The organism is Shewanella halotolerans (genome assembly GCF_019457535.1).
GTDB classification, from domain to species: Bacteria; Pseudomonadota; Gammaproteobacteria; order Enterobacterales; family Shewanellaceae; genus Shewanella; species Shewanella halotolerans.
On the sequence record NZ_CP080417.1, the window covers coordinates 4,112,620 to 4,136,112 of the forward strand.

13 protein-coding genes are annotated in these 23,493 nt (G+C 53.5%); 2 read left to right on the forward strand and 11 right to left on the reverse strand.

Annotated features, from left to right (window positions below; genetic code table 11):
* Positions 1 to 4 precede the first annotated feature (4 nt).
* Both K0H81_RS17805 and hemE read right to left on the reverse strand, forming a co-directional pair.
* Positions 5 to 220 carry a hypothetical protein gene (locus K0H81_RS17805; RefSeq protein ID WP_144202523.1) on the reverse strand — a complete coding sequence of 72 codons (216 nt, stop codon included), beginning with the start codon at positions 218 to 220 and terminating at the stop codon, positions 5 to 7.
* Positions 221 to 396: 176 nt separating this feature from the next.
* Positions 397 to 1,461, reverse strand: a complete 1,065-nt coding sequence (hemE, locus tag K0H81_RS17810; protein ID WP_144202521.1) for a uroporphyrinogen decarboxylase — start codon at positions 1,459 to 1,461, stop codon at positions 397 to 399.
* A gap of 477 nt (positions 1,462 to 1,938) precedes the next feature.
* Between hemE and rsd the strand changes: the two genes are divergently transcribed.
* Positions 1,939 to 2,406 (forward strand): sigma D regulator, encoded by a 468-nt coding sequence (gene rsd / locus K0H81_RS17815; protein WP_186300617.1) that lies wholly within the window; start codon positions 1,939 to 1,941, stop codon positions 2,404 to 2,406.
* Positions 2,407 to 2,499: 93 nt separating this feature from the next.
* On the opposite strand, the gene acnB is transcribed toward rsd, so the two are convergent.
* Positions 2,500 to 5,097: a bifunctional aconitate hydratase 2/2-methylisocitrate dehydratase gene (acnB, locus tag K0H81_RS17820; protein ID WP_144202517.1), complete on the reverse strand. Its 2,598-nt coding sequence runs from the start codon at positions 5,095 to 5,097 to the stop codon at positions 2,500 to 2,502.
* A 413-nt stretch (positions 5,098 to 5,510) separates the two neighbouring features.
* On the opposite strand from acnB, the gene hxpB reads away from it, so the two are divergent.
* Positions 5,511 to 6,182, forward strand: a complete 672-nt coding sequence (gene hxpB / locus K0H81_RS17825; protein WP_220059196.1) for a hexitol phosphatase HxpB — start codon at positions 5,511 to 5,513, stop codon at positions 6,180 to 6,182.
* An 87-nt stretch (positions 6,183 to 6,269) separates the two neighbouring features.
* Here the strand turns inward: hxpB and K0H81_RS17830 are convergent, their stop codons facing one another.
* From K0H81_RS17830 to ampE, 8 genes are all read right to left on the reverse strand, one after another.
* Positions 6,270 to 8,324 carry a M13 family metallopeptidase gene (locus tag K0H81_RS17830; protein WP_220059197.1) on the reverse strand — a complete coding sequence of 685 codons (2,055 nt, stop codon included), beginning with the start codon at positions 8,322 to 8,324 and terminating at the stop codon, positions 6,270 to 6,272.
* Between the two features lie 131 nt (positions 8,325 to 8,455).
* The gene (locus K0H81_RS17835) at positions 8,456 to 10,669 is read right to left on the reverse strand and encodes a patatin-like phospholipase family protein (RefSeq protein ID WP_220059198.1); all 2,214 of its coding nucleotides are present in this window, start codon (positions 10,667 to 10,669) and stop codon (positions 8,456 to 8,458) included.
* 95 nt (positions 10,670 to 10,764) lie between these two features.
* Entirely contained in the window at positions 10,765 to 15,219 is a 4,455-nt protein-coding gene (locus tag K0H81_RS17840) for an EAL domain-containing protein (protein ID WP_220059199.1), read from the reverse strand.
* Between the two features lie 142 nt (positions 15,220 to 15,361).
* The gene (lpdA, locus tag K0H81_RS17845) at positions 15,362 to 16,789 is read right to left on the reverse strand and encodes a dihydrolipoyl dehydrogenase (RefSeq protein ID WP_041509825.1); all 1,428 of its coding nucleotides are present in this window, start codon (positions 16,787 to 16,789) and stop codon (positions 15,362 to 15,364) included.
* A 153-nt stretch (positions 16,790 to 16,942) separates the two neighbouring features.
* Positions 16,943 to 18,898 carry a dihydrolipoyllysine-residue acetyltransferase gene (gene aceF, locus K0H81_RS17850; protein ID WP_220059200.1) on the reverse strand — a complete coding sequence of 652 codons (1,956 nt, stop codon included), beginning with the start codon at positions 18,896 to 18,898 and terminating at the stop codon, positions 16,943 to 16,945.
* 11 nt (positions 18,899 to 18,909) lie between these two features.
* On the reverse strand, positions 18,910 to 21,576 hold the full coding sequence (gene aceE / locus K0H81_RS17855) for a pyruvate dehydrogenase (acetyl-transferring), homodimeric type (protein WP_220059201.1): 2,667 nt from the start codon (positions 21,574 to 21,576) through the stop codon (positions 18,910 to 18,912).
* Between the two features lie 69 nt (positions 21,577 to 21,645).
* The gene (gene pdhR / locus K0H81_RS17860) at positions 21,646 to 22,398 is read right to left on the reverse strand and encodes a pyruvate dehydrogenase complex transcriptional repressor PdhR (protein WP_220059202.1); all 753 of its coding nucleotides are present in this window, start codon (positions 22,396 to 22,398) and stop codon (positions 21,646 to 21,648) included.
* 238 nt (positions 22,399 to 22,636) lie between these two features.
* Positions 22,637 to 23,488, reverse strand: a complete 852-nt coding sequence (gene ampE / locus K0H81_RS17865; protein WP_220059203.1) for a beta-lactamase regulator AmpE — start codon at positions 23,486 to 23,488, stop codon at positions 22,637 to 22,639.
* Positions 23,489 to 23,493: the final 5 nt, after the last annotated feature.

Below are 23,493 nucleotides of genomic sequence, written 5' to 3' on the forward strand. Positions count from 1 at the left end.
GGGGTTATTGCGGGGAGATCACCAGATGGCGACGGAGGAAGGGGTACGCCAGGCTAGCCAGCGAGGCGAAGAGGCTGGCCCACATGACCACCACCAGCGCGGCAACCATATATTGGCCCAGAATAGTGTCTGCGTTAGCAACATAGATGTGGTGAATACCATTAAGCAGACCGAAGAATACTGCGAAACATATCACGCTGATTGCTATAAACTTTTTCATATCGAAATCCTTGTTTTTCCCTGACTGAATTCAGGTTAGCAGATGTTCCCCGACAATTCACACTAGTTACTATTCGATTTATTAATAGGTTAAGGAGGAAGAATTGACAGAGAATCGTGGGCAAAAAAATAGCCAGCCGGGTTGCCCCTGGCTGGCTATCTCAATCTGGATATTTATTACTTATGGTATTGCGCCGACAGTTCGTGAACTGACTTGATGAAGGCGCCCGCATGCTCTGGATCCACATGCTGATGAATACCATGACCCAGGTTGAATACATGGCCCGAACCTTCGCCGTAACCGGCCAGGATCTGACGCACTTCTTCATGGATGCGCTCTGGTGAGGCGTAAAGCATAGATGGATCCATGTTACCCTGCAGCGCAACCTTGTGACCCACGCGACGACGTGCATCGGCAATGTCCACTGTCCAGTCAAGACCTAGTGCATCACAGCCAGTCTCGGCCATCGCCTCTAACCAGAGTCCGCCACCCTTAGTGAACAGCGTCACAGGCACCTGACGGCCATCGGCATGACGAGTCAGACCATCAACGATCTTCTGCATGTAGCGCAGCGAGAACTCACGATAGGCAGTATGCGACAGTGCGCCACCCCATGAATCGAAAATCATCAACGACTGAGCACCGTTCGCTACCTGAGCGTTCAGGTACAGAGTCACAGAATCGGCCAGCTTGTCTAACAGCATGTGCAGCGCCGCAGGCTCGGCATAGGCCATCTTCTTGATCTTCTCGAAGGTCTTGCTTGAACCGCCCTCAACCATGTAGGTCGCCAGTGTCCAAGGTGAACCAGAGAAGCCGATCAGCGGCACTTCGCCTTTCAGCTCGCGACGAATGGTGCTAACGGCCTTCATCACATAGCCAAGCTCATCTTCTGGATCCGGTACGGCCAGCTTCTTGATGGCATCTAGCGTATCGGTTGGACGCTCGAAACGAGGACCCTCACCGGTTTCGAAATAGAGACCCAGGCCCATGGCATCTGGCACAGTCAAAATATCAGAGAATAAGATCGCAGCATCGAGATCGTAACGACGAAGTGGTTGCAACGTCACCTCACAGGCCAACTCGGCATTGCGGCACAGTGACATGAAGTCGCCGGCTTGTGCGCGGGTTGCTTTGTATTCAGGAAGGTAACGACCCGCCTGACGCATCATCCACACAGGAGTCACATCAACAGGCTGTTTTAGTAAGGCACGTAAATAACGATCATTTTTTAGTTCTGCCATAAGGCTCTATTCCTACGCTTATTGATTTTCGCTGGGACAGTAGTTTAGCATTTACGCGAGTAAAGTAACCTCCATCGGCGCATTTATGTGACAAACGCCGCTTGATTATTTTTTTATCCCCGCGCGCTTTCACTCAGGGTTTGGCCTGGGGCGCAAATTGCTCGCTTCAGCCCGCAATTCGTTAGAAAAAAGTTGCACCCCCTCTTTGCCTTTGGTATAAAAAGTCTGCGCTAGCAAGAACAATCAAGAAGCTCGTCGCATCGAGCCCGCAAAAACTTTACTCGCCCAGCGATAGATTTCTATCGCTGGGCATTTTATTTCCGGCCCTCTCAATAGTGCCTCCCCCGTCATTTTGTATACAAAACAAGCAGATTCGACCAGCTGAAAGATCGCCCGGATCGACTAAAAAATGGTTGATCAAAGCAGTGTTTCTCACCTACATTAGAAGTCATAGAATAACTTGCGATGGGGACCATCATGCTAAAGCAATTGGAACGGGCCGAACAGAAATGGGGTGGCGCCAATACCCTGATTGATCAATGGCTAAACCACCGTCGTAAGTTGCTGATTAACTACTGCCAAATCGCCGGGCTGCCGCCCTACGAGGCGATAGACAAGTCACTTCCCGCCTTCAAATCGGTGAAAGAGTTCTGTGATCTCTTGGTCGATTATGTCTCCGAAGGCCATTTCGAAGTCTACGACCGAGTGATGACAGCCTGCGAGCAAAACGGTGAATCAAGCCATTCGCTGGCACAGACCATAGTGCCTAAGATCAGCGAAACCACAGATATGGCCCTGGACTTCAACGACAAATACACCAGCGCCAGCGACGACAAGATCCTCTATCAGCTGGACAAAGATCTCTCCTCACTCGGCGATGCCATGGAAACCCGCTTCCAGCTGGAAGATCAGCTATTAGAAGCCTTACACGCTAAATATTCATAACCGAGAACAAGCCGCTCACTTTGCAAAGTTAACGGCAAAGCCCAATAAAAAAGGCCAGCTAATCAGCTGGCCTTTTCGCGTTATCAATCCTGATTACACAGCAGACTGGAAGATCACTTCGCCCGCTTTTTGTGTGTATGAATCGATCTGGTCGAAGTTCAGGTAACGGTAAGTATCGGCTGCAGTGGCATCGATCTCTTTCGCATACTCTTGATACTCTTCAACGCTTGGCAGACGACCCAGAAGTGCGGCAACCGCGGCCAGCTCGGCAGACGCCAGGTAGACGTTTGCGCCAGTACCCAGACGGTTCGGGAAGTTACGGGTAGAAGTCGATACTACCGTCGCGCCCTCGGCAACACGTGCCTGGTTACCCATACACAGAGAACAACCTGGGATCTCGATGCGTGCACCGACACGACCGAAGATGGCGTAGTAACCCTCTTCTGTCAGTTGATCACGGTCCATCTTAGTTGGTGGTGCGATCCACAGACGAGTTGGTAGCGTCTTGGCGAACTTGTCCAGCATCTTACCAGTTGCACGGAAGTGACCAATGTTAGTCATACAAGAACCAACGAACACCTCGTCGATCTGAGTGTCTTTCACCTGAGACAGGAGAACGGCATCATCTGGATCGTTTGGCGCACACAGGATAGGCTCTTTGATCTCGTTCAGATCGATCTCGATCACTTCGGCGTATTCTGCATCAGCATCCGCTTCCATCAGCTCTGGGTTAGCCAACCACTCTTCCATCGCAGTGATACGACGCTCTATGGTGCGACGGTCACCGTAACCTTCGGCGATCATCCACTTCAACATCACTATGTTAGAGTTGAGGTATTCGATGATAGGCTCTTTGTCCAGCTTGATGGTACAACCGGCAGCACTACGCTCGGCCGAGGCATCAGACAGTTCGAATGCCTGCTCAACCTTCAGCTTCTCCAGACCTTCGATCTCTAGGATACGACCAGAGAAGGCGTTGATCTTGCCTTTCTTCTCAACGGTCAGCAGACCCATTTCGATCGCCTTGTGCGGAATCGCATGTACCAGGTCACGTAGCGTGATACCAGGCTGCATTTCGCCCTTGAAGCGAACCAATACCGACTCAGGCATATCCAGTGGCATCACACCGGTCGCTGCGGCGAAAGCCACCAGACCAGAGCCCGCAGGGAAAGAGATACCGATTGGGAAACGAGTATGCGAGTCACCACCCGTACCAACGGTATCAGGCAGCAGCATACGGTTCAGCCAAGAGTGGATAACACCATCACCTGGACGTAGCGACACACCGCCACGGTTCATGATGAAGTCAGGTAGTGTGTGGTGAGTGTTCACGTCCACAGGCTTAGGATAAGCGGCTGTGTGACAGAATGACTGCATGGTCAGGTCGGCACTGAAGCCTAGACATGCCAAGTCTTTCAACTCGTCACGCGTCATAGGACCCGTGGTGTCTTGTGAACCCACAGAAGTCATCTTAGGCTCACAGTATTGGCCTGGACGCACACCGGCTACGCCGCATGCCTTACCCACCATCTTCTGCGCCAGGGTGTAACCCTTGCCAGAATCGGCCACATCTTGTGGACGTACAAATACGTCAGAGGCTGGTAGACCCAGGGTCTCACGGGCGCGATCTGTCAGACCACGACCGATGATCAGCGGAATACGGCCACCGGCACGTACTTCGTCAAGCAGCACGTCAGTCTTGAGCTTGAACTCAGATATCACTTCGTCGCTGCCGTGTAGCTTAACCACACCTTCGTATGGGTAGATGTCGATCACATCGCCCATGTTCATCTTGCTTACATCTAGCTCGATTGGCAGTGCACCGGCATCTTCCATGGTGTTGAAGAAGATAGGCGCGATCTTGCCACCTAGACAGAAACCACCGGCACGCTTGTTAGGTACGAATGGGATATCGTCGCCCATGAACCAAAGCACTGAGTTGGTCGCAGACTTACGTGAAGAACCTGTACCCACAACGTCGCCCACATAAACCAGTGGATGACCCTTCTGTTTCAGGGCTTCGATCTCATTGATTGGGCCTTTCACGCCCGCTTCGTCTGGTACTATGCCATCGCGCGCGTTTTTCAGCATCGCCAGGGCGTGCAGTGGGATATCTGGACGAGACCAGGCATCAGGAGCTGGTGACAGATCGTCTGTGTTGGTTTCACCCGTCACCTTGAATACGGTCAGGGTAACCTTGTCGGCCAGCTTAGGACGACTGAGGAACCACTCGGCGTTCGCCCAAGACTCAACCACTTGCTTAGCGTGAGCGTTGCCCGCTTGCATCTTCTCAACCACATCGTGGTAGGCATCGAACATCAGCAGGGTATTTGACAGTGCCTTAACCGCCAATGGCGCCTGAGCGTCATTGTCGAGTTGCGCAATCAGCGGCTCGATGTTGTAACCGCCCTGCATGGTACCCAGTAGCTCAACGGCACGCGCCGCAGACAGGATAGGAGATGTTGCCTCACCTTTGGCAACCGCGTCGAGGAAACCGGCTTTCACATAGGCCGCTTCGTCAACACCTGGTGGAATTCTGTTTTCTAGCAGGTCGAGGATGAACTCCTCTTCACCCGCAGGTGGATTCTTTACTAATTCGACTAATTCGGCCACTTGATGGGCATCTAGTGGCTTAGGGACTACGCCCTCTGCAGCACGTTCTGCGACGTGTTTACGATATGCTTCTAGCACGGCAACATTCCTCTTTGTTTGGCGTTCTAACAGCGAAACTGCACGTCTTCAATTCTGAAGCTCACAGTCAAGCAGGCTCAACCCGTATTTCCGGCCGCATTATACTACAGCTTTGCAAAAGTATGAATCAGATCACACTCTTAGAAGTGAGAAATTACCGGGATTTCCTAGGGTGCCCAGCAAATTAGCGCAGCCCTGAAACAAATGAAATTAGACAATAGTTTGAATAACAAACTAAGCACATGAAATACAATGCTTTTCAAAGACTACACAAATTCATTCCAAACGCATAAACCTGGCTCTCTCCGGAGAAAAAATCGCGCAAAAAAATTGCCTGGAGACTCGTAAATACCCGAAGAATCCGCATAATATTCCACTTTCTCAATCAATATGAAGCAGCAAGAGCCATAACCATGAGCCAAAAAAATTTAGCGGCAGTCATCTTCGATATGGATGGCGTGCTTATCGATTCCGAGCCGAGTTGGCAGGCCGCCGAATACAAGGTGCTAAGCCAGCTGGGGCTGCCCATCAGCCTCAGCGATACCGAGCAGACCACAGGGCTGCGCATCGACCAAGTAGTCGAGTACTGGTATCGACGCCACCCTTGGGAAGGCTATGACAATGCGGCGACCGCCGAGGCCATAGTCACTCAGGTGGCGGGAGAGATCCTGAGTCACGGCGAGGCGATGTCCGGCGTCAAGGAAGCCCTCGAGGCCTGCAAACAAAGGGGACTCAAGCTTGGCCTGGCGACCTCATCGCCGACGCTTCTAATCGATGCCGTGATGCAAAAGCTGGCCATCAGAGAGCTGTTCGACGTCATCGAGAGCGCCGAGGCGCTGGCCCTGGGCAAGCCCCACCCAGAGGTGTACCTCAACTGCGCCAAGGCCCTAGGCGTTGAACCTTCGCAATGCCTAGCGATAGAGGACTCCTTCAACGGCCTGATTGCCGCCAGGGCCGCCAACATGCATACGGTCGTCATTCCGGCGCCCCATGAGGCAAACCAGGCCAGATGGGCAGCCGCCCACCAGCAGCTCACCAGTCTCAAGGAGTTTGCCGACTACCTGGCACTATGCGCCGCTAAATAGCAGTAAGCCACTCGATTTTGACAACAAAAAGCCCATCCTAGGATGGGCTTTCGTTTGTTTAGATTGCGCCTTTCGCTAAGGTCTGGCTTACCAGATCTTCACGCGATCTTCTTCGCTCAGGTACATCTTGTCGCCTGCCTTAACATCGAACGCCTCGTAGAAGGCTGGGATGTTACGCGGCGTGCCCATGGCGCGGAAATGGCTTGGTGAGTGCGGATCGGTCAACAGACGACGTCCCAGCTCTTCGTCGCGATAGTTACGACGCCATACCTGTGACCAGCCGATGAACAGACGCTGCTCGCCGGTCAGGCCATCGATCACCGGCGCCTCTTTACCGTTGAGGCTCAGCTGATAAGAGCGTGCCGCCACAGTCAGACCGCCCAGGTCACCGATGTTCTCACCCAGGGTGAGGTCACCGTTTACAAACTTACCCGGCAGGGCTTCATAGCCAGAGTATTGGGCGCTGAGCTGAGCACCGCGCTTCTTGAACTCTTCTCTGTCTTTGTCAGACCACCAGTCTCTCAGGTTGCCGTCACCGTCATACTTGGCACCCTGGTCATCGAAACCATGGCTGATCTCGTGGCCGATCACCGCGCCGATACCACCATAGTTGATCGCATCGTCGGCATCCATGTTGAAGAATGGCGGCTGCAGAATCGCGGCCGGGAAGACGATCTCGTTCATCACAGGGCTGTAGTAAGCATTAACCGTCTGCGGCGTCATGTGCCACTCGGTGCGATCGATTGGCTTACCTAGCTTGTCCAGCATGGTCTTGTATTCAAAGTGAGCATAACGCTGATAGTTACCCACAAGGTCATCGGCCTTGATGCTCAGATCTGTGTAGTCTTTCCACTTATCTGGGTAGCCGATCTTGTAGTTAAACTTAGACAGCTTCTCTTGCGCCGCCACCTTAGTCTCAGGCGTCATCCACTCGAGTTCATTGATGCTGACCTCGAAGCCCTTGATCAGGTTATGGATCATCTTCTCCATGCGGGCCTTGGCTTCTGGCTTAAAGTGACGCTTAACGTACTCTTTACCCACCAGCTCACCGATCACCTGATCCGCGGCATCGACCGCCTTCTTCCAGCGCGGCTTCTGCTCTTCGATGCCCATCAGCGTCTTGCTGTGGAAGGCAAAGTGAAGATCGACCATCTCTTTGTTCAGCAGCTCGGCATAGCTGTCCACCAGGTGGAACATCAAGTAGTCTTGCCACTGCTCGACGCTGAACTGGTTAAATTGCTTACCAAACTTCTCGAAGAAGGAGGGCTGACGCACGATCACCTCGGTGACCTTTGTCATGTCGGCGCCATTGGCAAACTGTGAATAATCGAAGTTGCTGACTGTCTTCTGCAGGCCAGCGATATCCATCTTGTTGTAGCTCTTGTTAGCGTCACGAGACTCGGTGCGCGTCCACTGGCTCTCGGCCAGGAAGCGCTCGATCTCGGCAACGTTGTTCGCGGCGCGCTTGGCATTCGCATAGCCGGCAGCAGCCAACAGATCCGTCACATAGCTTTGCAGCGCGGCGCGGTTGGCCACGAACTTAGCATCGTCTTTCAGGTAATAGTCTCTATCCGGCAGGGTCAAACCTGACTGGTAGAAGTAGACGCCATACTGGGTCGACTTCTTGGCGTCGTTGTTGACATAAAAGCCCAGCGGCATCTGTACGCCTGACACCAGCAACTTACCCATCTGGCTGGCAACATCCTGGTGGCTCTTGAGGCCAGCGATCTCCGCCATAGACGCCTTAATCGGCGTAACACCCAGCTGCTCAGCCAGATCGGTATTCATGTAGCTGGCGTAGAAGTCACCCACCTTCTGCTCGCTAGTGCCTTCGGCCTTGTTTGGCATGGCCGCCACTTCGTCGATGATCTCTTTCAAGGCATTCTGGCTCTGTTCATACAGTACAGAGAAGGCGCCGTAGTTAGACTTGTCGGCAGGGATCGGCGTGTTCGCCAACCAGTGACCGTTAACGCTGTAATAGAAATCGTCCTGATGACGCACCTGAGTGTCGAAGTTTTCCTTCTCAACGCCCGACACCTTTGCCGCTTGTACACTCTCTACCTGAGTGGTGTCATGGCTACCACAGGCGCCTAGGCCCAAGCCCAACGCCACGGCTAATGCCAAATGACTGACTTTTTTCATCTCGAATTCCCCGGTTTTTACGCTTTATTGTTTATCTTCTGGTTGGTTAAACCATTGCGAATGACACACTAACACCCCAGCCTGCTCGACTGTAGGGCGATTTTGTAACTTTGTATGACGCACCAAACGGCCTACCAGTTCTTACCCAGGAAGAGGAAGACGGTATTTTCGCCATCGTCTGTCCAGCCATAACCGATAGCCGCCGGTCCTATGGCGGTATCTGTCCCCAGATAGAGGCTACCGCCATAGATAAGATCATTCAGGCTGACGCTGTCGCGGATCGACCAGACGTTACCCGCCTCAAGACTGGCTCCCAGATAGAGAGGATAATCTGTCATGCCAAGTACGTCGCGGCCCAGGTCATATTGATAGACGAAGGCGCCGAACACCTTATGAGGTCCGACCAAGGCATTCTTGTGATAGCCAGAAAGATTGAGGAAGCCGCCAAGTTCTGAGACGTTGACGCTGAAACCGCGCTCCTTATCTACGGTCGCCAGCGAGGCCTTACCCACGAAGGCATGGTTGCCGACACTCAGGGCGCCGCGCCAATCGGCCGTGATCTGGAAGGAGGTCTCGGATGGATCTTCTCCCAGGATGTCGGGCGAGTGTTCACGGCGATAGTACATGTTGACCGTGACGCGATTACCCGAGGTCGGAAAGCTGATGCTGTCCAGGTCATCGAAACCAAATTTAAGATAGGCGCCGTAGGAGCTAAAATCTGCCCGGCCATCGAGGGCCGCATTCTCGAGATAGCCAGTGTCGCCCATCACGCCCAGCTCAATCAGCCCTTCCTTGATGTAGTTGAAGCCTATGCCCATCTCGGCGCGATATTTGACCTGATTGAGCTCCAAGAAACGATTGTTTTCCTCATACAGGGTCCAGTCTTTCTTCTCGTAACCCACCTCGGCACGGGTGAAATAGTTCTGGTCGGAGTCCAGCGGCACATACAACTCTGATGAGAGCAGCTTCTCAAAACCCAGACGCAGCTCGTTGCGCCACTCGCCGCCATAGGCGGTGAGATCTGTCATGGTATAGGCCAGATCCAGTGCCACGACTGAGTCTAAGGTGAAGTCATCTTCCCAACTAAAGCCGAGCTGAAAATAGTTAGGGCCCCAGGATTTGGCCCGAGTCTGCAGGATCAGAATCCGCCCCTCTTCGGTATCGACAAACTCGGCATTGACCCGCTCAAACTTATCCAAGGCGTAGACATTGTTGATCCCCTTCTCCAGCTTCGCCTTATCGACCACCTCTCCCGGTTCTATACCTAGGGTCTCGGCCAGCAGCTTCTCGCTCACCTTAGAGTTGTTGTCGAAACGTATGGCGACCACTGGGCGCGACAGGTTATAGAGCCAACCGACACTGGTGGCATCCTTGTGGGCCTGATAGGCGGCGTATTGCTCGGGAGTCACAGTGAGCTGCTTGAGTCTTTCCAGTTGCTCTTTCACCGCCACCTCGCCCAGGCGATAAGCCTCGGGCATGATGGCAAAGTCTGTGGTGCTGAGCTCGCCCACCTCGGGGCGGATCAAAATATCTTGTTCTGTCAGCAGCTGTTTCTGCCGCTCAGTGCTGGCATTGGTCAGCATGGTCGACAGCTGATTGAGTACCGCCACCGTGCTCTCAAGCTGATCCCGCTTTACCAATGAGGAGCCTATATCTACGGCGATGACTATGTCGGCGCCCATGGCCTTGACCACATCCACTGGCATGTTGTTGGCGATACCGCCGTCGACGATAATATGCCCCTTGTACTGGGCCGCCTGCAGCGCGCCAGGTACGGTGGCCGAGGCCTGCATGGCATCTACCAGGCTGCCGCTGTCGATCACCACGGCGCCGCTGGTCTCGAGGTCGGTCGCCACCGCGCGATAGGGAATCGGCAGCTCATCGAAGTGTTCGAACTTATGCACCAGATCCGTCGAGTGTTGCAGCAAGATAGACATAGACTGGCCACGCAGCAGACCGTTAGGTACCTTCACCTCTTTGTCGCTGTAGCCGACATTGATAGGGATATTGAATCTGTCCCGTTGCTGCTTGCCGCGATAGCTGAGGGCGGCGCGGGGAATGGTATCGGAATAGCCGGCGTTCCAGTTGGAACCCATCATGATCTCTTCTATCTCTTCGGCGCTATAGCCCAAGGCATACATGCCGCCCACATAGGCGCCTATGCTGGTCCCGGCAATGTAGTCGACGGGAATATGCTCCGCCTCCAGCGCCTTAAGCACGGCGATATGGGCCGCCCCCTTGGCACCGCCACCGCTGAGCGCCAGACCTATCTTGGGGCGTTCTTCGCTCAGGACTGGGGCTGAGAGGCTTGCCAGCAGCAAAGAGAATAGAAAAGGTTTCATCATCGGCGGTGCATCTTCCTTTGAAAATAGGGACAAGATATTCTAGCAAACCTTTTAAAAAACAAGAAAGTTTGCCCTATCACGCGATGAAAATGCCGCTACTGAGACTTGATGTAGAGGTATTTCTCAAACTCATCTATGGTCATCGGCTTGGCAAAATAGTAGCCCTGAATGATGTAACAGCCTCGGCTAAAGACCTGCTCTAGCTGTTCCTGGGTCTCGACCCCTTCGGCCACCACTTTGAGCTTAAGGTTACGGGCCAGCTCTATGATACTGCTGGCGATCGCCTGATCCGCCTCGTTAGTGGCGATATCGATCAGGAAGGAGCGGTCGATCTTCAGCGTGCTGACATCGAAGCTGCGCAGATAGGCGAGCGATGAGTAGCCGGTACCGAAATCGTCAATCGCTACCTCTATGCCGATCTCTCGTAGCGCCTTAAGGTGATCCTTGGCCACATGCAGCTCTTTCATCAAGACGCCCTCGGTGATCTCCAGCCCCAGCATCTTAGCCGGCATGCCAGACTCCTTGAGCGCCAGCTGCACGTCTTGAATAAAGTCGGGTTGCCTGAAGTGCACGGCCGAAACGTTGACCGACAGCTTCAGCTCGTCGCCAAAATGTTCGGCCCACTTGGCGCCCTGCAGACAGGCCTGCTTGATCACCCAGCGGTCAATTTCGATGATCAGGCCGCATGACTCCGCCACCCGGATAAAGATATCGGGACGGATATAACCTTCCTTGGGGTGATGCCAGCGCAGCAGCGCCTCCATGCCCACCACCTTATCGTCTCTGAGGATATCGATCTGCGGCTGGAAGTAGAGTTCAAACTCCTGCCTGTCCATCGCTTTACGCAGCTCTGCCTCTAACTTGAGGTGATACAGGGCCTCGGCGTTACGCTCGGCCGAGAAGTATTGGAAGTTGCCGCGCCCCTCTTCCTTGGCGTGATACATGGCCTGATCGGCGTTCTTGATCAATACCTCGGGCTGCTTGGCATCATCCGGCCACAGGCTGACCCCGATACTGGTTGAGATGAAGAACTCACGACCATAGAGTTCGAAGGGCTTCTCTATCTGGCGGATCAGCGCCTCACACAGATGGTTGACCTCGTCGATATCCACCATGTCGCGCATCAGGATCACAAACTCATCGCCCCCGAAGCGGCAGAGAGTGTGGTTTTCGCTCACGCAGGCTTGCAAGCGGCTCGCGGCCTCCACCAGCAGGGCATCACCCATGCTGTGACCATAGGAATCGTTGACGTTCTTGAAGCGATCCAGGTCGAGGAAGATCAGCGCCAACTTATCTTCGGTCTGCTCGGCGCGATGGATACACTTAGCCAGGCGCGCGGCGAACAGGGAGCGATTGGGCAAGCCGGTCAGCACGTCGTAGTTAGCCAGGCGGCGCAGATCCGCCTCGGTCTGCTTACGCTCAGTGATATCTGAGAAGACCGCCACATAATGGCTGATGTTGCCGCGATCATCTTTCATGGTGGACAGGTTCAGCCACACGGGGCAGATAAGCCCCTCGGCGCACTGAAACTCGTGCTCGCCGGTCCAGGTTATCCCCTGCTCCAACAAGATGTTGATCTCATCGCTCCTGTCTTCGCTGCTGTGAACCAGCTGGGCAAAGTATCTGTCGATAAGATCATCGGCGCTCATCCCCAAAATGGACTGGGCTGCCTTGTTAGAGACCCTTACCCGTTCATCGGCATCTAAGATCAACACCCCTTCCGAGGTGTTGGCAAAGGCCTGGGCCAGCAGTTTAACGTCATCCTCCAGTCGTCGCTGGGTGGTGATATCGGTATAGATACCGGCAACCTTCTTCACCCGGCCGCTAACCGGGTCGAACTCTAATGCGCGGCCGCGCACCCGGGTCCAACCCCAAGACTCGTCGGGGCGACGGTAACGATAATCCACATCCAATCTGTCATCCTGCTTCGAGAGCAGGCGTTTCCAGGCGGTAAATACCTTTTCCTGATCATCGGCGTAGATGGGAAATTCATCCATCTTAAGCTCGAAGGCATCCCCCCTGTCGGGGAAATAGCGACCACGGTTTTCCAGTAGGAAGGTTTCGCTCTCGCTGTGCCACTCCCATAGCTCGGAATCACTTCCCCGCAGCGATTGTCGCAGCCTATCCTCGCTCTCCTTAAGCTTCTTGTTGACCCGTCTGAAAGCGCCTATCTGCTTCTGACGCAGCAGCAGGAAGTAGAGTCCCACCAGCAATAGCGATATCAGCAGCAAGCCTCTGAACCAGTCGTAGTTCCACCAGTAATCTTCGACCACGAAGTTGAACGAATAAGGGGTCTGCGACCAGACGCCGTTTTGCTCACTGAGAATGTCTAAGGTGTAGTGGCCATCCTTGAGGCCCGAAACGTTGACCTGGGACTGACCCATCAGCTGTAAGTACTTGCTCTCCTCTGGCGCCTTACCGCGGCGCAGACGATACTGCAGCTGAAACGGAATATCGGTCAGATAGTCGAGACTCGTCAGCTGGAAACTGATCAGGCGCGCGCCGGGTTTTATCAGCATACCCGCCTCGGGCACCAGTTTGGTTTCCGTGTTGTCCTCGTAGAATACGGAGACAGATTCCATCATGATGCCATCTTCCGCCAGGCGGTTACGCATCTGGGGCACATCCACCAGGGCAACCCCATCTGGGCTACCGACATACAGGCCGACGCCTGGCTCATAGAAGGCGGCGCCGTCGTTGAGCTCGTGACTGATCAGTCCGTCCTGCTTCTCGATAACCGTGATCCCGCCGGTGGTGAGATCTTGCCTCACTAGGGAGTTGGCACAGCCGAGCACCCGATAGCCCGGCAACTGCTCGATGAAATAGACGGAGCTACACTCCACCTGCCAGTTGTCGGTGAGAAAATAGGTCAGGCCTGTCTTGGGGTGATACTCCACCAGTCCCTTGGGTGAGGTGCCCAGCCAGAGCACGCCTGAATCCACCTCTTTGATATAACTGACATCGACTGAGATATTTTCATCGGCGAACAGATCGATACGCGAATAGAAGAGCCCCTTGCTATCGATATAGCCGAACAGATTCTCACCGCCGATCCACAGCTTGCCGTCGGCTGCCCGGTAGATAGAGCGCAGCGGGATCTGATGCAGGGTACCGTCAACGCCTTTGACCTGCATGCGAGTCGGCTCCAGGCTCCCCTTGTCCCAGTAGAACAGGCCCGTGGCAGTGACGAACCACCAACGTGAGGTGATCAAAGGATCCTTGTAGCTAAAGTAGATCATCTTATTTTCGAGCGAGGTGCGCCCACCGCTGATCTCGGCGAAACGCATGGTCTTGCGCGCCTGCTTGTCGTAGATGAACAGGCCATTGGTGGTGCCCAGCAGCAGACGCTGCTTGTCGAACTCGCTCACCGTATAGACGCTGTCGTTGACCTCCATCTCGTCGGGCAGGTAGGTCTCACTCTTCTTGGCGTCACGATCGACCTCGATAAGCCCCTTGTCTGTGCCCAACCACAGCTTATTTTGCTCTGCAAAGATGCTCCAAACCATCTCATTGCTAATCTGATAAGGGGCGTTGCGGGTAAAGTTGTCCAGCACGAAATCGGGATCGTCGGCGATGATCGCCAGGCCATCACCCGAGCCACCAACCCAGACCAGGTCATTATCGTCCACCGCCAGGTCATAGATGTAGTCGAGATCCGCCGCCAGCTTCAGCTCATTGCTAAAGAGCTTTATCTCCAGGGTGTCCGGGTGCCACTTGATCAACCCCTCACGACCCGAGAGCCAGAGAAAGCCGAGCTTATCCTGAGCCATCTGGGTTACATAGAAGGGGATCTGCTCCACCTTCTCAAGGGTTAATGAGTCGGGGTAGACGCGATACAAACCATTGCTCGAGCCTAGCCACAAACGCCCGGCCCTGTCTTCGAACAGATTCTTTATCTGGCCCTGCTCTTCGGTCCAGGGGAAGATGCCTCTGAGCATCCCCAGGCTGTCTCTAAGCTGCAGCTCGTAACTCTTGCCGACGATCAGCTGGGCATCGCCAAATTGCGACAGCACGAACCAGGGCATATCGGGATCGCTTGGTAAGGCGCTGATAAAGGTGAGTGTCATCGCCTTGTAGTCGAGTCGGTACAGCTCCCCCACATAGCTGAGTAACACATAGCTACCGTCTTTCTGGCGGGTGATCGCCTGTAGCCCATTTTGATGAAACTCGGGAAACAGCTTGTCGCTGCCCAGCTGGACAAACTCATCTTTGACTATGTCGTACAGATAGGTGTTGGCATAACTGCTGACCAACAGGTGCTGTTTGCTCAGGGATTCGGCGAGATAGATATACTCGTCAGAGAGGCGGATATGGTTGGCGTCCTTGTCGATACGCCGCGCCTTGGTATCGCTGATACGATACAGCCCCTGCTCGGTGGAGAGCCAGGTATAGCCATACTCATCGAAGCTGATGTCGTTTACCGTGGCATTGTTGAGGCCGTCCCGCGCGCTAAAGACCCTCTGCACCAGATCGCCCGCCATACTTGGCGCGGTATAACCAATCATGAAAAGCAAACAGCCTAATAAGCGTAACGCCTGGGTAAAACTCATAGAGGATCCCATCTCAGACAGACAGCACAACGGGGTTGGGGCATAGCGCGATAAACTTATAATTGTTACAAAAATATAATATATAAGTTAGCCAGCCAAAAAAAAAGCGCTCAGTGAGCGCTTTTTCCGATTTCAGAAGCAATTACTTTTTCTTCTTTGCCTTAGGGTTAGGCAAATCGGTAATTGAACCTTCGTAGATCTCGGCCGCTAGACCGACAGACTCATGCAGTGTTGGGTGAGCGTGGATAGTCAATGCCAGATCTTCGGCATCACAACCCATCTCGATAGCCAGACCGATCTCGCCCAGCAGTTCGCCACCGTTAACACCCACGATAGCACCACCGATCACGCGATGAGTTTCCTTATCGAAGATCAGCTTAGTCATGCCGTCTGAGCAATCAGAGGCGATTGCACGACCACTCGCCGCCCATGGGAAGCTTGCTGTCTCGTAGGCGATGCCTTGCTCTTTAGCTTCTTTCTCGGTCAGACCAACCCAAGCCACTTCAGGATCTGTGTAGGCAATTGATGGAATCACCTTAGGATCGAAGTAGTGCTTCATGCCAGCAATCACCTCGGCGGCGACGTGGCCTTCATGCACACCTTTGTGTGCCAGCATTGGCTGACCGACGATGTCACCGATAGCATAAATGTGTGGCACGTTGGTGCGCATCTGCTTGTCGACATTGATGAAGCCACGCTCATCGATGTTCACGCCAGCCTTGTCGGCGTCGATCAGCTTGCCGTTAGGTGTACGGCCGATAGCCACCAATACTGCGTCGTAGCGAACTGGCTCGGTCGGCGCCTTCTTGCCTTCCATAGAGACATAGATACCGTCTTCTTTCGCTTCAACGGCAGTCACCTTGGTCTCAAGGATCAGGTTGAACTTGTTCTTAATCTTCTTGGTGTAGACGCGAACGATATCTTTATCGGCAGCAGGGATCACCTGGTCGAACATCTCAACCACGTCGATTTCACTACCCAGTGATGAGTAAACTGTACCCATCTCAAGACCGATAATACCGCCGCCCATTACCAGCAGCTTGCCAGGCACTTCTTTCAGCTCAAGCGCATCGGTCGAATCCCAGATGCGTGGATCTTCATGAGGAATGAAAGGCAGTTGAATTGGACGAGAACCCGCAGCGATGATCGCTTGTTCGAAGTGAACCACTTTCACGCCATCTTCACCGGCAACTTCGATGGTGTTAGGACCGGTGAACTTACCCAGGCCGTTAACCACGTTGACTTTACGCATCTTAGACATGCCGCCAAGACCGCCAGTCAGCTGGCTGATAACACTCTGCTTAAACTCACGTAGCTTATCGAGATCGATCTGTGGCTCGCCAAATACCACACCGTGGTTTGAGATGGCCTTAGCTTCTTCGATCACTTTTGAAACGTGCAGCAGTGCCTTAGATGGGATACAACCCACGTTCAGACACACACCACCTAGGGTGCTGAAACGTTCTACGATAACAGTCTCCAGGCCTAAGTCGGCAGCACGGAATGCTGCTGAATAACCTGCAGGGCCTGCACCTAAAACCACTACCTGAGTTTTGATTTCGTTACTCATGTTTTCCTCTATTCTTTCTCTTTGTGTTGGGAGGAATTCCGGCCCAACCCATTATGACGCCAGCTTTTTGAACGTTAGTTCTTGTAAGGTGGCCGCATTTTAACCTTTCAAGGAGTTAAACAAAAGGCTACTCATGGTGAGTAGCCTTCATCATTACAAAATAAGTGTGCGTATGTCGGACAGCATACTTGACAGGGTCACGCTGAAGCGCGCCGCCATGGCGCCGTCGATCACACGGTGGTCGTAAGATAAAGAGAGCGGCAACATTAACTTAGGCTCGAACTCTTTACCATTCCACTTAGGTTTAATTTCAGACTTAGAAACCCCTAAGATCGCCACGTCAGGATAGTTAACGATAGGCGTAAATGCCGTACCGCCGATGCCCCCCAGGCTAGAGATGGTGAAACAGCTACCCTGCATGTCGGCCGCCTTAAGCTTGCCGTCACGGGCCTTAACCGAGATCTCCATCAGCTCAGCTGACAGCTCTATGATACCTTTCTTGTCGACATCGCGAACCACAGGCACAACCAAGCCATTTGGCGTATCGACCGCCACTCCTATGTGGTAGTACTTTTTCTTGATCAGCGACTCACCGTCGGCACTCAGGCTGGCGTTAAACACTGGGAACTGCTGCAGTGTCTTGGCAACCGCCTTCATCATGAAGACCAGCGGCGTGATCTTAACACCAGTCTTCTGCTTGGCAGCAATCTCGTTTTGCTGCTTACGGAAAGCTTCCATCTCTGTGATGTCGGCTTCGTCGAACTGAGTCACGTGTGGAATGGTGACCCAGTTGCGATGCAGGTTAGGTCCAGAGATCTTCTGGATACGGCTCAGCGGCACTTCTTCCACCTCACCAAACTTAGCGAAATCAACCTTAGGTGCTGCAATCACCTGCAGACCGCCCTCACCGGCGCCCACACTAGTGGCCGCAGAGGCTTTAGGACGAGACAGCTCATACTTGATAAAGGCCTGAACGTCTTCCTTCAGAATACGTCCCTTAGGACCAGTACCAGTTACTTGAGTCAGGTCTGCACCAAACTCACGTGCCAGACGGCGAACCGCTGGCGAGGCATGCACGGCACCTGTTACCGGCTTGCTACCGGCACTTGGATGATGCGGCACAGGCGGCTTGCTCGCCGCCGGCGCTGGCGCGCTTGCTTGTGGCGCTGGCGCAGCTGCAGCTGCCGGAGCAGGAACCGCCGCAGGGGCACTTGACTGTGTCTCTATGGTCGCGATGACGCTACCCTGAGAAACCTTGTCGCCCACCTTAACGGTCACAGACACCAGCTTACCGGCGAACGGCGCTGGTACTTCCATGGTGGCCTTGTCGGTTTCCAGAGTGATCAGGCCTTGGTCGGCCTCAATCACATCACCGGCAGCGACCAATACCTCGATAACATCGACGTCAGACGCATCGCCGATATCGGGCACGCTAATCTCTTTCACTTCGATGCTGGCAGCTGCCGCTGGTGCAGCCTCTGCACTTGGTGCTGGAGCCGCGCTTGCCGCAGGAGCCGCAGCTTCACCGCCGCTCACCTCAAGCATCAGGACCAGAGAGCCTTGAGAGACCTTGTCGCCAACGGCCACTTTCATCTCTTTCACGACACCTGCAGCCGGCGCTGGTACTTCCATGGTCGCCTTGTCGGTTTCCAGGGTAATAAGCCCTGTGTCGACATCTATGCTGTCGCCCACGGCCACCAGCACTTCGATGACGTCGACATCTGAGGCATCGCCAATATCTGGCACTGTCACTTCGATGACTTGTGCTGACGCTGGCGCCGCAGCAACAGGGGCCGCCGGAGCAGGCGTAGCCGGTGCTGCTGCAGGAGCCACTTCGGCTGCCGCTGGTGCAGGCTCGGCGGCCTGCGCCTCACCTGCTTCCATCATAGCGATAAGTGTGCCTTCAGAGACGGTATCACCTACGGCGACCTTGATCTCAGCAAGTTTACCGGCGAAAGGCGCAGGAATATCCATGGTCGCCTTGTCGCTTTCAACGGTAATGATCGATTCTTCGGCGGCGAGGGTATCGCCCACCGCAGCACAGATCTCGATAACCTGTACTTCATCCCCACCGATATCGGGGACTAAAACTTCTTTTAATTCAGCCATGCTCTATCCCCTTACGCGAACTGTGGGTTGATCTTGTCAACATCGATGCCGTACTCGGCAATTGCTTGCGAGAGTACTTCAACTGGCAACTCGTTGCGGTCAACCAGCGACTTCAGTGCGGCGATCACGATGAACTTGGCGTCCACTTCGAAGTGGTGACGCAGGTTCTCGCGGCTGTCACTACGGCCGAAACCGTCAGTACCCAGCACCTTGTAGTCGGTAGGAACATAGGCGCGTAGCTGCTCGCCATATATCTTCATATAGTCGGTAGCAACAACGGCTGGTGAATCGCTAGACAGCACCTGGCTGATATAAGCCTGCTTAGGCGTCTCGGTTGGGTGCAGCATGTTGTAACGCTCTGCCGCCTGACCGTCGCGAGTCAGCTCGTTGAAGCTGGTCACGCTGAATACATCTGACGAGATACCGAAGTCTTTCGCCAGCGCCTGCGCCGCCTTGCGAACTTGTTCAAGGATGGTGCCACAGCCCATTAGCTGTACCTTACCCTTACCGCTACCTGAAACTGATTCCAGCTTGTAGATACCCTTGACGATACCTTCCTCGGCACCCTCTGGCATCTCAGGCTGAACATAGTTTTCGTTCATCGTAGTCAGGTAGTAGAAGATATCTTCCTGGTTTTCGCCATACATGCGACGGATACCGTCTTGAACGATAACCGCAATCTCATAACCATAGGTTGGGTCGTAAGAGATACAGTTAGGGATAGTGTTAGCCAATACGTGGCTGTGACCATCCTGATGCTGCAGACCTTCGCCGTTCAGGGTAGTACGGCCCGATGTACCACCAACCATGAAGCCACGAGCACGCATATCACCTGCCGCCCATGCCATGTCGCCAATACGTTGGAAACCAAACATAGAGTAGTAGATGTAGAATGGGATCATTGGCATATCGTTAACCGAGTAGCTGGTCGCCGCAGACACCCAAGAAGACATGGCGCCAAGCTCGTTGATACCCTCTTGCAGTACCTGGCCTGACTTATCTTCACGGTAGTAAGCCACCTGATCCGAGTCTTGTGGTACGTACTTTTGTCCTTCGTGAGCATAGATACCCACCTGACGGAACAGACCTTCCATACCGAAGGTACGCGCCTCATCCGGGATAATAGGGACAATGTTCTTACCTATCTTCTTATCTTTCAGCAGCGCAGTCAGAATACGGACGAACGCCATGGTGCTTGAGATCTCACGACCGTTAGAGCCCTTGAGGATAGAGTCGAAGATCTTCAGTGAAGGTACTTCGAGATCTTCAGAGAACTTCTGACGGCGAGCCGGCATAGAACCGTGCAGCGCGGCGCGGCGTTCCTGAAGGTACTTCACCTCTTCCGAATCTGGACCTGGGTGATAGAAAGGGATCTCTTCTAGCTTGTCGTCAGGGATCGGGATATTGAAGCGATCGCGGAAGTAACGTACGGCGCTAATGTCCATCTTCTTAACGTTGTGCGCGATGTTCTTACCTTCACCGGCATCACCAAGACCATAACCTTTAACTGTCTTAGCCAGGATAACGGTTGGACGGCCCTTGGTGTTCTTAGCGTGTTGCAGCGCGGCATAGATCTTCACTGGATCGTGACCACCACGGTTGAGGCGCCAGATGTCGTCATCAGACATGTTAGCAACCATCTCGGCGGTTTCAGGGTACTTACCGAAGAAGTGCTCACGGGTATAAGCGCCACCTTTGGCCTTACAGTTTTGGTATTCGCCATCGACGGTTTCTTCCATCAACTGCAGCAGCTTACCGCTGGTGTCGCGAGCCAATAGCGGATCCCAGTAGCGACCCCAGATGACCTTAGCCACTTCCCAGCCAGCGCCGCGGAATTCGCCTTCAAGCTCTTGAATGATCTTGCCGTTACCACGTACAGGGCCATCGAGACGCTGCAGGTTACAGTTAACGATGAAGACCAGGTTGTCCAGTTCTTCACGAGCGGCCAGACCGATAGCACCTAGCGTTTCTGGCTCGTCACACTCACCATCACCCAGGAAGCAGTATACGGTTTGCTCAGAGCAATCTTTCAGACCACGGTCGGTCAGGTATTTCAGGAAACGAGCCTGATAAATCGCCTGAATTGGACCCAGACCCATAGAAACCGTTGGGAACTGCCAGTAGTCAGGCATCAACTTAGGGTGTGGGTAAGATGATAGACCCTTGCCGTCCACTTCCTGACGGAAGTTAGCCAGTTGATCTTCAGTCAGGCGACCTTCGAGGAAAGAGCGTGCATAGATACCAGGAGCGATATGGCCCTGGAAGTAAACCAGATCACCGCCATCCTTCTCGTTTGGTGCACGGAAGAAGTGGTTGAAGCAAACATCGTAAATGGTTGCACTAGAGGCGAAACTGGAAATGTGACCACCCAGCTCAAGATCTTTCTTCGAACCACGCAGTACCATGGCCAGGGCGTTCCAACGAATGATGGCGCGAATGCGACGCTCCATCTCTTGGTTACCTGGCATATGAGGTTCCTGACCAGCAGGAATTGTGTTGAGGTAGGCGGTGGTCGCCTTATAAGGCAGATGTGTACCGTTACGACGAGCCTTGTCGATTAGCTTCTCAAGAAGAAAATGAGCACGTTCCGGACCTTCTTGCTCTAATACGGCTTGTAATGAATCGACCCACTCTTGAGTCTCTAACGGATCTAAATCTTGCAGCATATGTTCAGACATTTCGCAGTCCTTCCCTATATACATTAATTGTATGAATTGAATAATAAAAAGTGGCGGTTAGACCTAAGCCTACACACCACTCTTCAAACGGCGCAGACTACGCTGCAACCGGCTATCTTCTTCCCTCACCGACAACATCACTTCCTCAATGTAGCTTAGATGCTCGTTTGAGGCTTCTCTTGCGGCTTCGGGATCACGACGGACGATGGCGGCAAGAAGATCTTGCCTATGCTCGTTCGCCATTTTAGAGGCATCAGCTCTGCGCTTTAGCAACTCTAGGTTTTGCGCCACATTCTTATGCAACACGGGAGATAAACTCAGTACCAAGTGCAGCATAGCCACGTTGTGAGAAGCTTCGGCAATGGCGCGATAAAAACACACGATCGCCTCTGCCTTCGCCTCGATGTCAGACGCAGCTTCTACCGCTTGGATTTTTTCTTTGATGTTTTGCATGTCGGCATCGGTACCCCGAAGCGCCGCAAAATAGGCCATCATGCCTTCAGTGGCGTGACGAAACTCGAGAAGATCGTACTGACTCTCAGAATCGCTGTGCATCAGCTCCACAATAGGATCGGCAAGACTCTGCCAAAGTTGCTCTTTGACATAGGTTCCACCGCCTTGACGACGCAGCAGCAGGCCTTTTGCTTCTAACTTTTGAATTGCTTCACGAAGAGATGGTCGAGAGACTTCGAATTGCAGTGCCAATTCACGCTCTGGTGGTAACTTCTGACCCGGTTGCAGACTCCCCTCCAGGATCATCTGCTCCAGCTGATTCATGATCACGTCAGAAATTTTTGGCTGGTTGATTTTGCTATAAGCCATATGGCCCTCAGCTCCTATTGTAAATTGGTCTTACCAATTTAATTGACTGAGCGCACTTTATCAAATCACATTTCAGATGTCCAGTTCGTGATCTGCTTCATGTAAACTCACGATTTGTGAGAATAGCTTATATTTATGATTAAGGGGTCTGACCATTGCTCCAAACACCTAGGGTCGTACTCGAGTAGAAGCAAGGAGGCGAGTCAGGCGCTAGATAGCCGCCGGTCTCGCCCAGTCCCTACACTACCACCCCGAAGATCGTCAGCAAAGAGAGACCGATCACGAGTAAGATAAAGTTTCGCTTACTCAACTGTAGCAAAGAGATGGTCGATTGGACGCAAATTGGTGTAGGTGAATTAAATTCAACTGTCTCTGCCGCTAGGGCAACCTCTGAGACCACATCTCGCGCCGGGCAGCGCCAGCACAGTGCCTGCTGGCGCCAACGGCTAAATGCCAGCGAAAAGTGGCCGCTTAGTACGTAACCCAGCGCGATCAGGCGGCTCGGCAGCCAGTCTAGTAGCATCAAGGCGGTATCCACTAAGGGAAGATCCGCGCCTCGGCTCTTGGCATCGTCAGAGAAATAACGCACGGTACAGTAAAGCACGGCACCGGCCGGTCCGAAGAAGATAAGGTATAAGGCCACGGCACCATAGAAGCGGTAATTGAGCCAGGCAACGGTTTGCCCGACCTTTTCACCTAGGTCTTGCTCTGAAACGGCATTGAGTGACACATAAGGGTCGAGCTCATCGGCAAAATGATAACAGGCCTGGGCATCGCCGCGACAGGCTGCCTGTATATATTGTTTGAAGACTTGACGCTGTTTGAGATGACTGAAACAGAGAATCGACACTCCGACCCAGAGCCCGAGGCTCAACAGCCCCCAAAACATGCCAGCCACGAACCAGGCCAGCACTTGGACGGCTATCGCCGGCAGAATCAGCGCAATCGCCATCATAAGGTCATTGGTTAGCTGCTTGCGACCAAAGAAACTCTTGGCATACAAGGCTAATAGGGTTTCTAGCTGCCATGCCTGGGGTAATAGCTTGAGGCGCTCAATCATGATCGCCAACAATAAGGAAAACAGTGCCATCTTAC

What these genes read in the sequence shown, in the direction of transcription:
- K0H81_RS17805 (WP_144202523.1), bottom strand. Translation starts at nt 220, where the DNA reads ATGAAAAAGTTTATAGCAATCAGCGTGATATGTTTCGCAGTATTCTTC.
- hemE (WP_144202521.1), bottom strand. Translation starts at nt 1,461, where the DNA reads ATGGCAGAACTAAAAAATGATCGTTATTTACGTGCCTTACTAAAACAG.
- rsd (WP_186300617.1), top strand. Translation starts at nt 1,939, where the DNA reads ATGCTAAAGCAATTGGAACGGGCCGAACAGAAATGGGGTGGCGCCAAT.
- hxpB (WP_220059196.1), top strand. Translation starts at nt 5,511, where the DNA reads ATGAGCCAAAAAAATTTAGCGGCAGTCATCTTCGATATGGATGGCGTG.
- K0H81_RS17830 (WP_220059197.1), bottom strand. Translation starts at nt 8,324, where the DNA reads ATGAAAAAAGTCAGTCATTTGGCATTAGCCGTGGCGTTGGGCTTGGGC.
- K0H81_RS17835 (WP_220059198.1), bottom strand. Translation starts at nt 10,669, where the DNA reads ATGATGAAACCTTTTCTATTCTCTTTGCTGCTGGCAAGCCTCTCAGCC.
- K0H81_RS17840 (WP_220059199.1), bottom strand. Translation starts at nt 15,219, where the DNA reads ATGAGTTTTACCCAGGCGTTACGCTTATTAGGCTGTTTGCTTTTCATG.
- lpdA (WP_041509825.1), bottom strand. Translation starts at nt 16,789, where the DNA reads ATGAGTAACGAAATCAAAACTCAGGTAGTGGTTTTAGGTGCAGGCCCT.
- aceF (WP_220059200.1), bottom strand. Translation starts at nt 18,898, where the DNA reads ATGGCTGAATTAAAAGAAGTTTTAGTCCCCGATATCGGTGGGGATGAA.
- aceE (WP_220059201.1), bottom strand. Translation starts at nt 21,576, where the DNA reads ATGTCTGAACATATGCTGCAAGATTTAGATCCGTTAGAGACTCAAGAG.
- pdhR (WP_220059202.1), bottom strand. Translation starts at nt 22,398, where the DNA reads ATGGCTTATAGCAAAATCAACCAGCCAAAAATTTCTGACGTGATCATG.
- ampE (WP_220059203.1), bottom strand. Translation starts at nt 23,488, where the DNA reads ATGGCACTGTTTTCCTTATTGTTGGCGATCATGATTGAGCGCCTCAAG.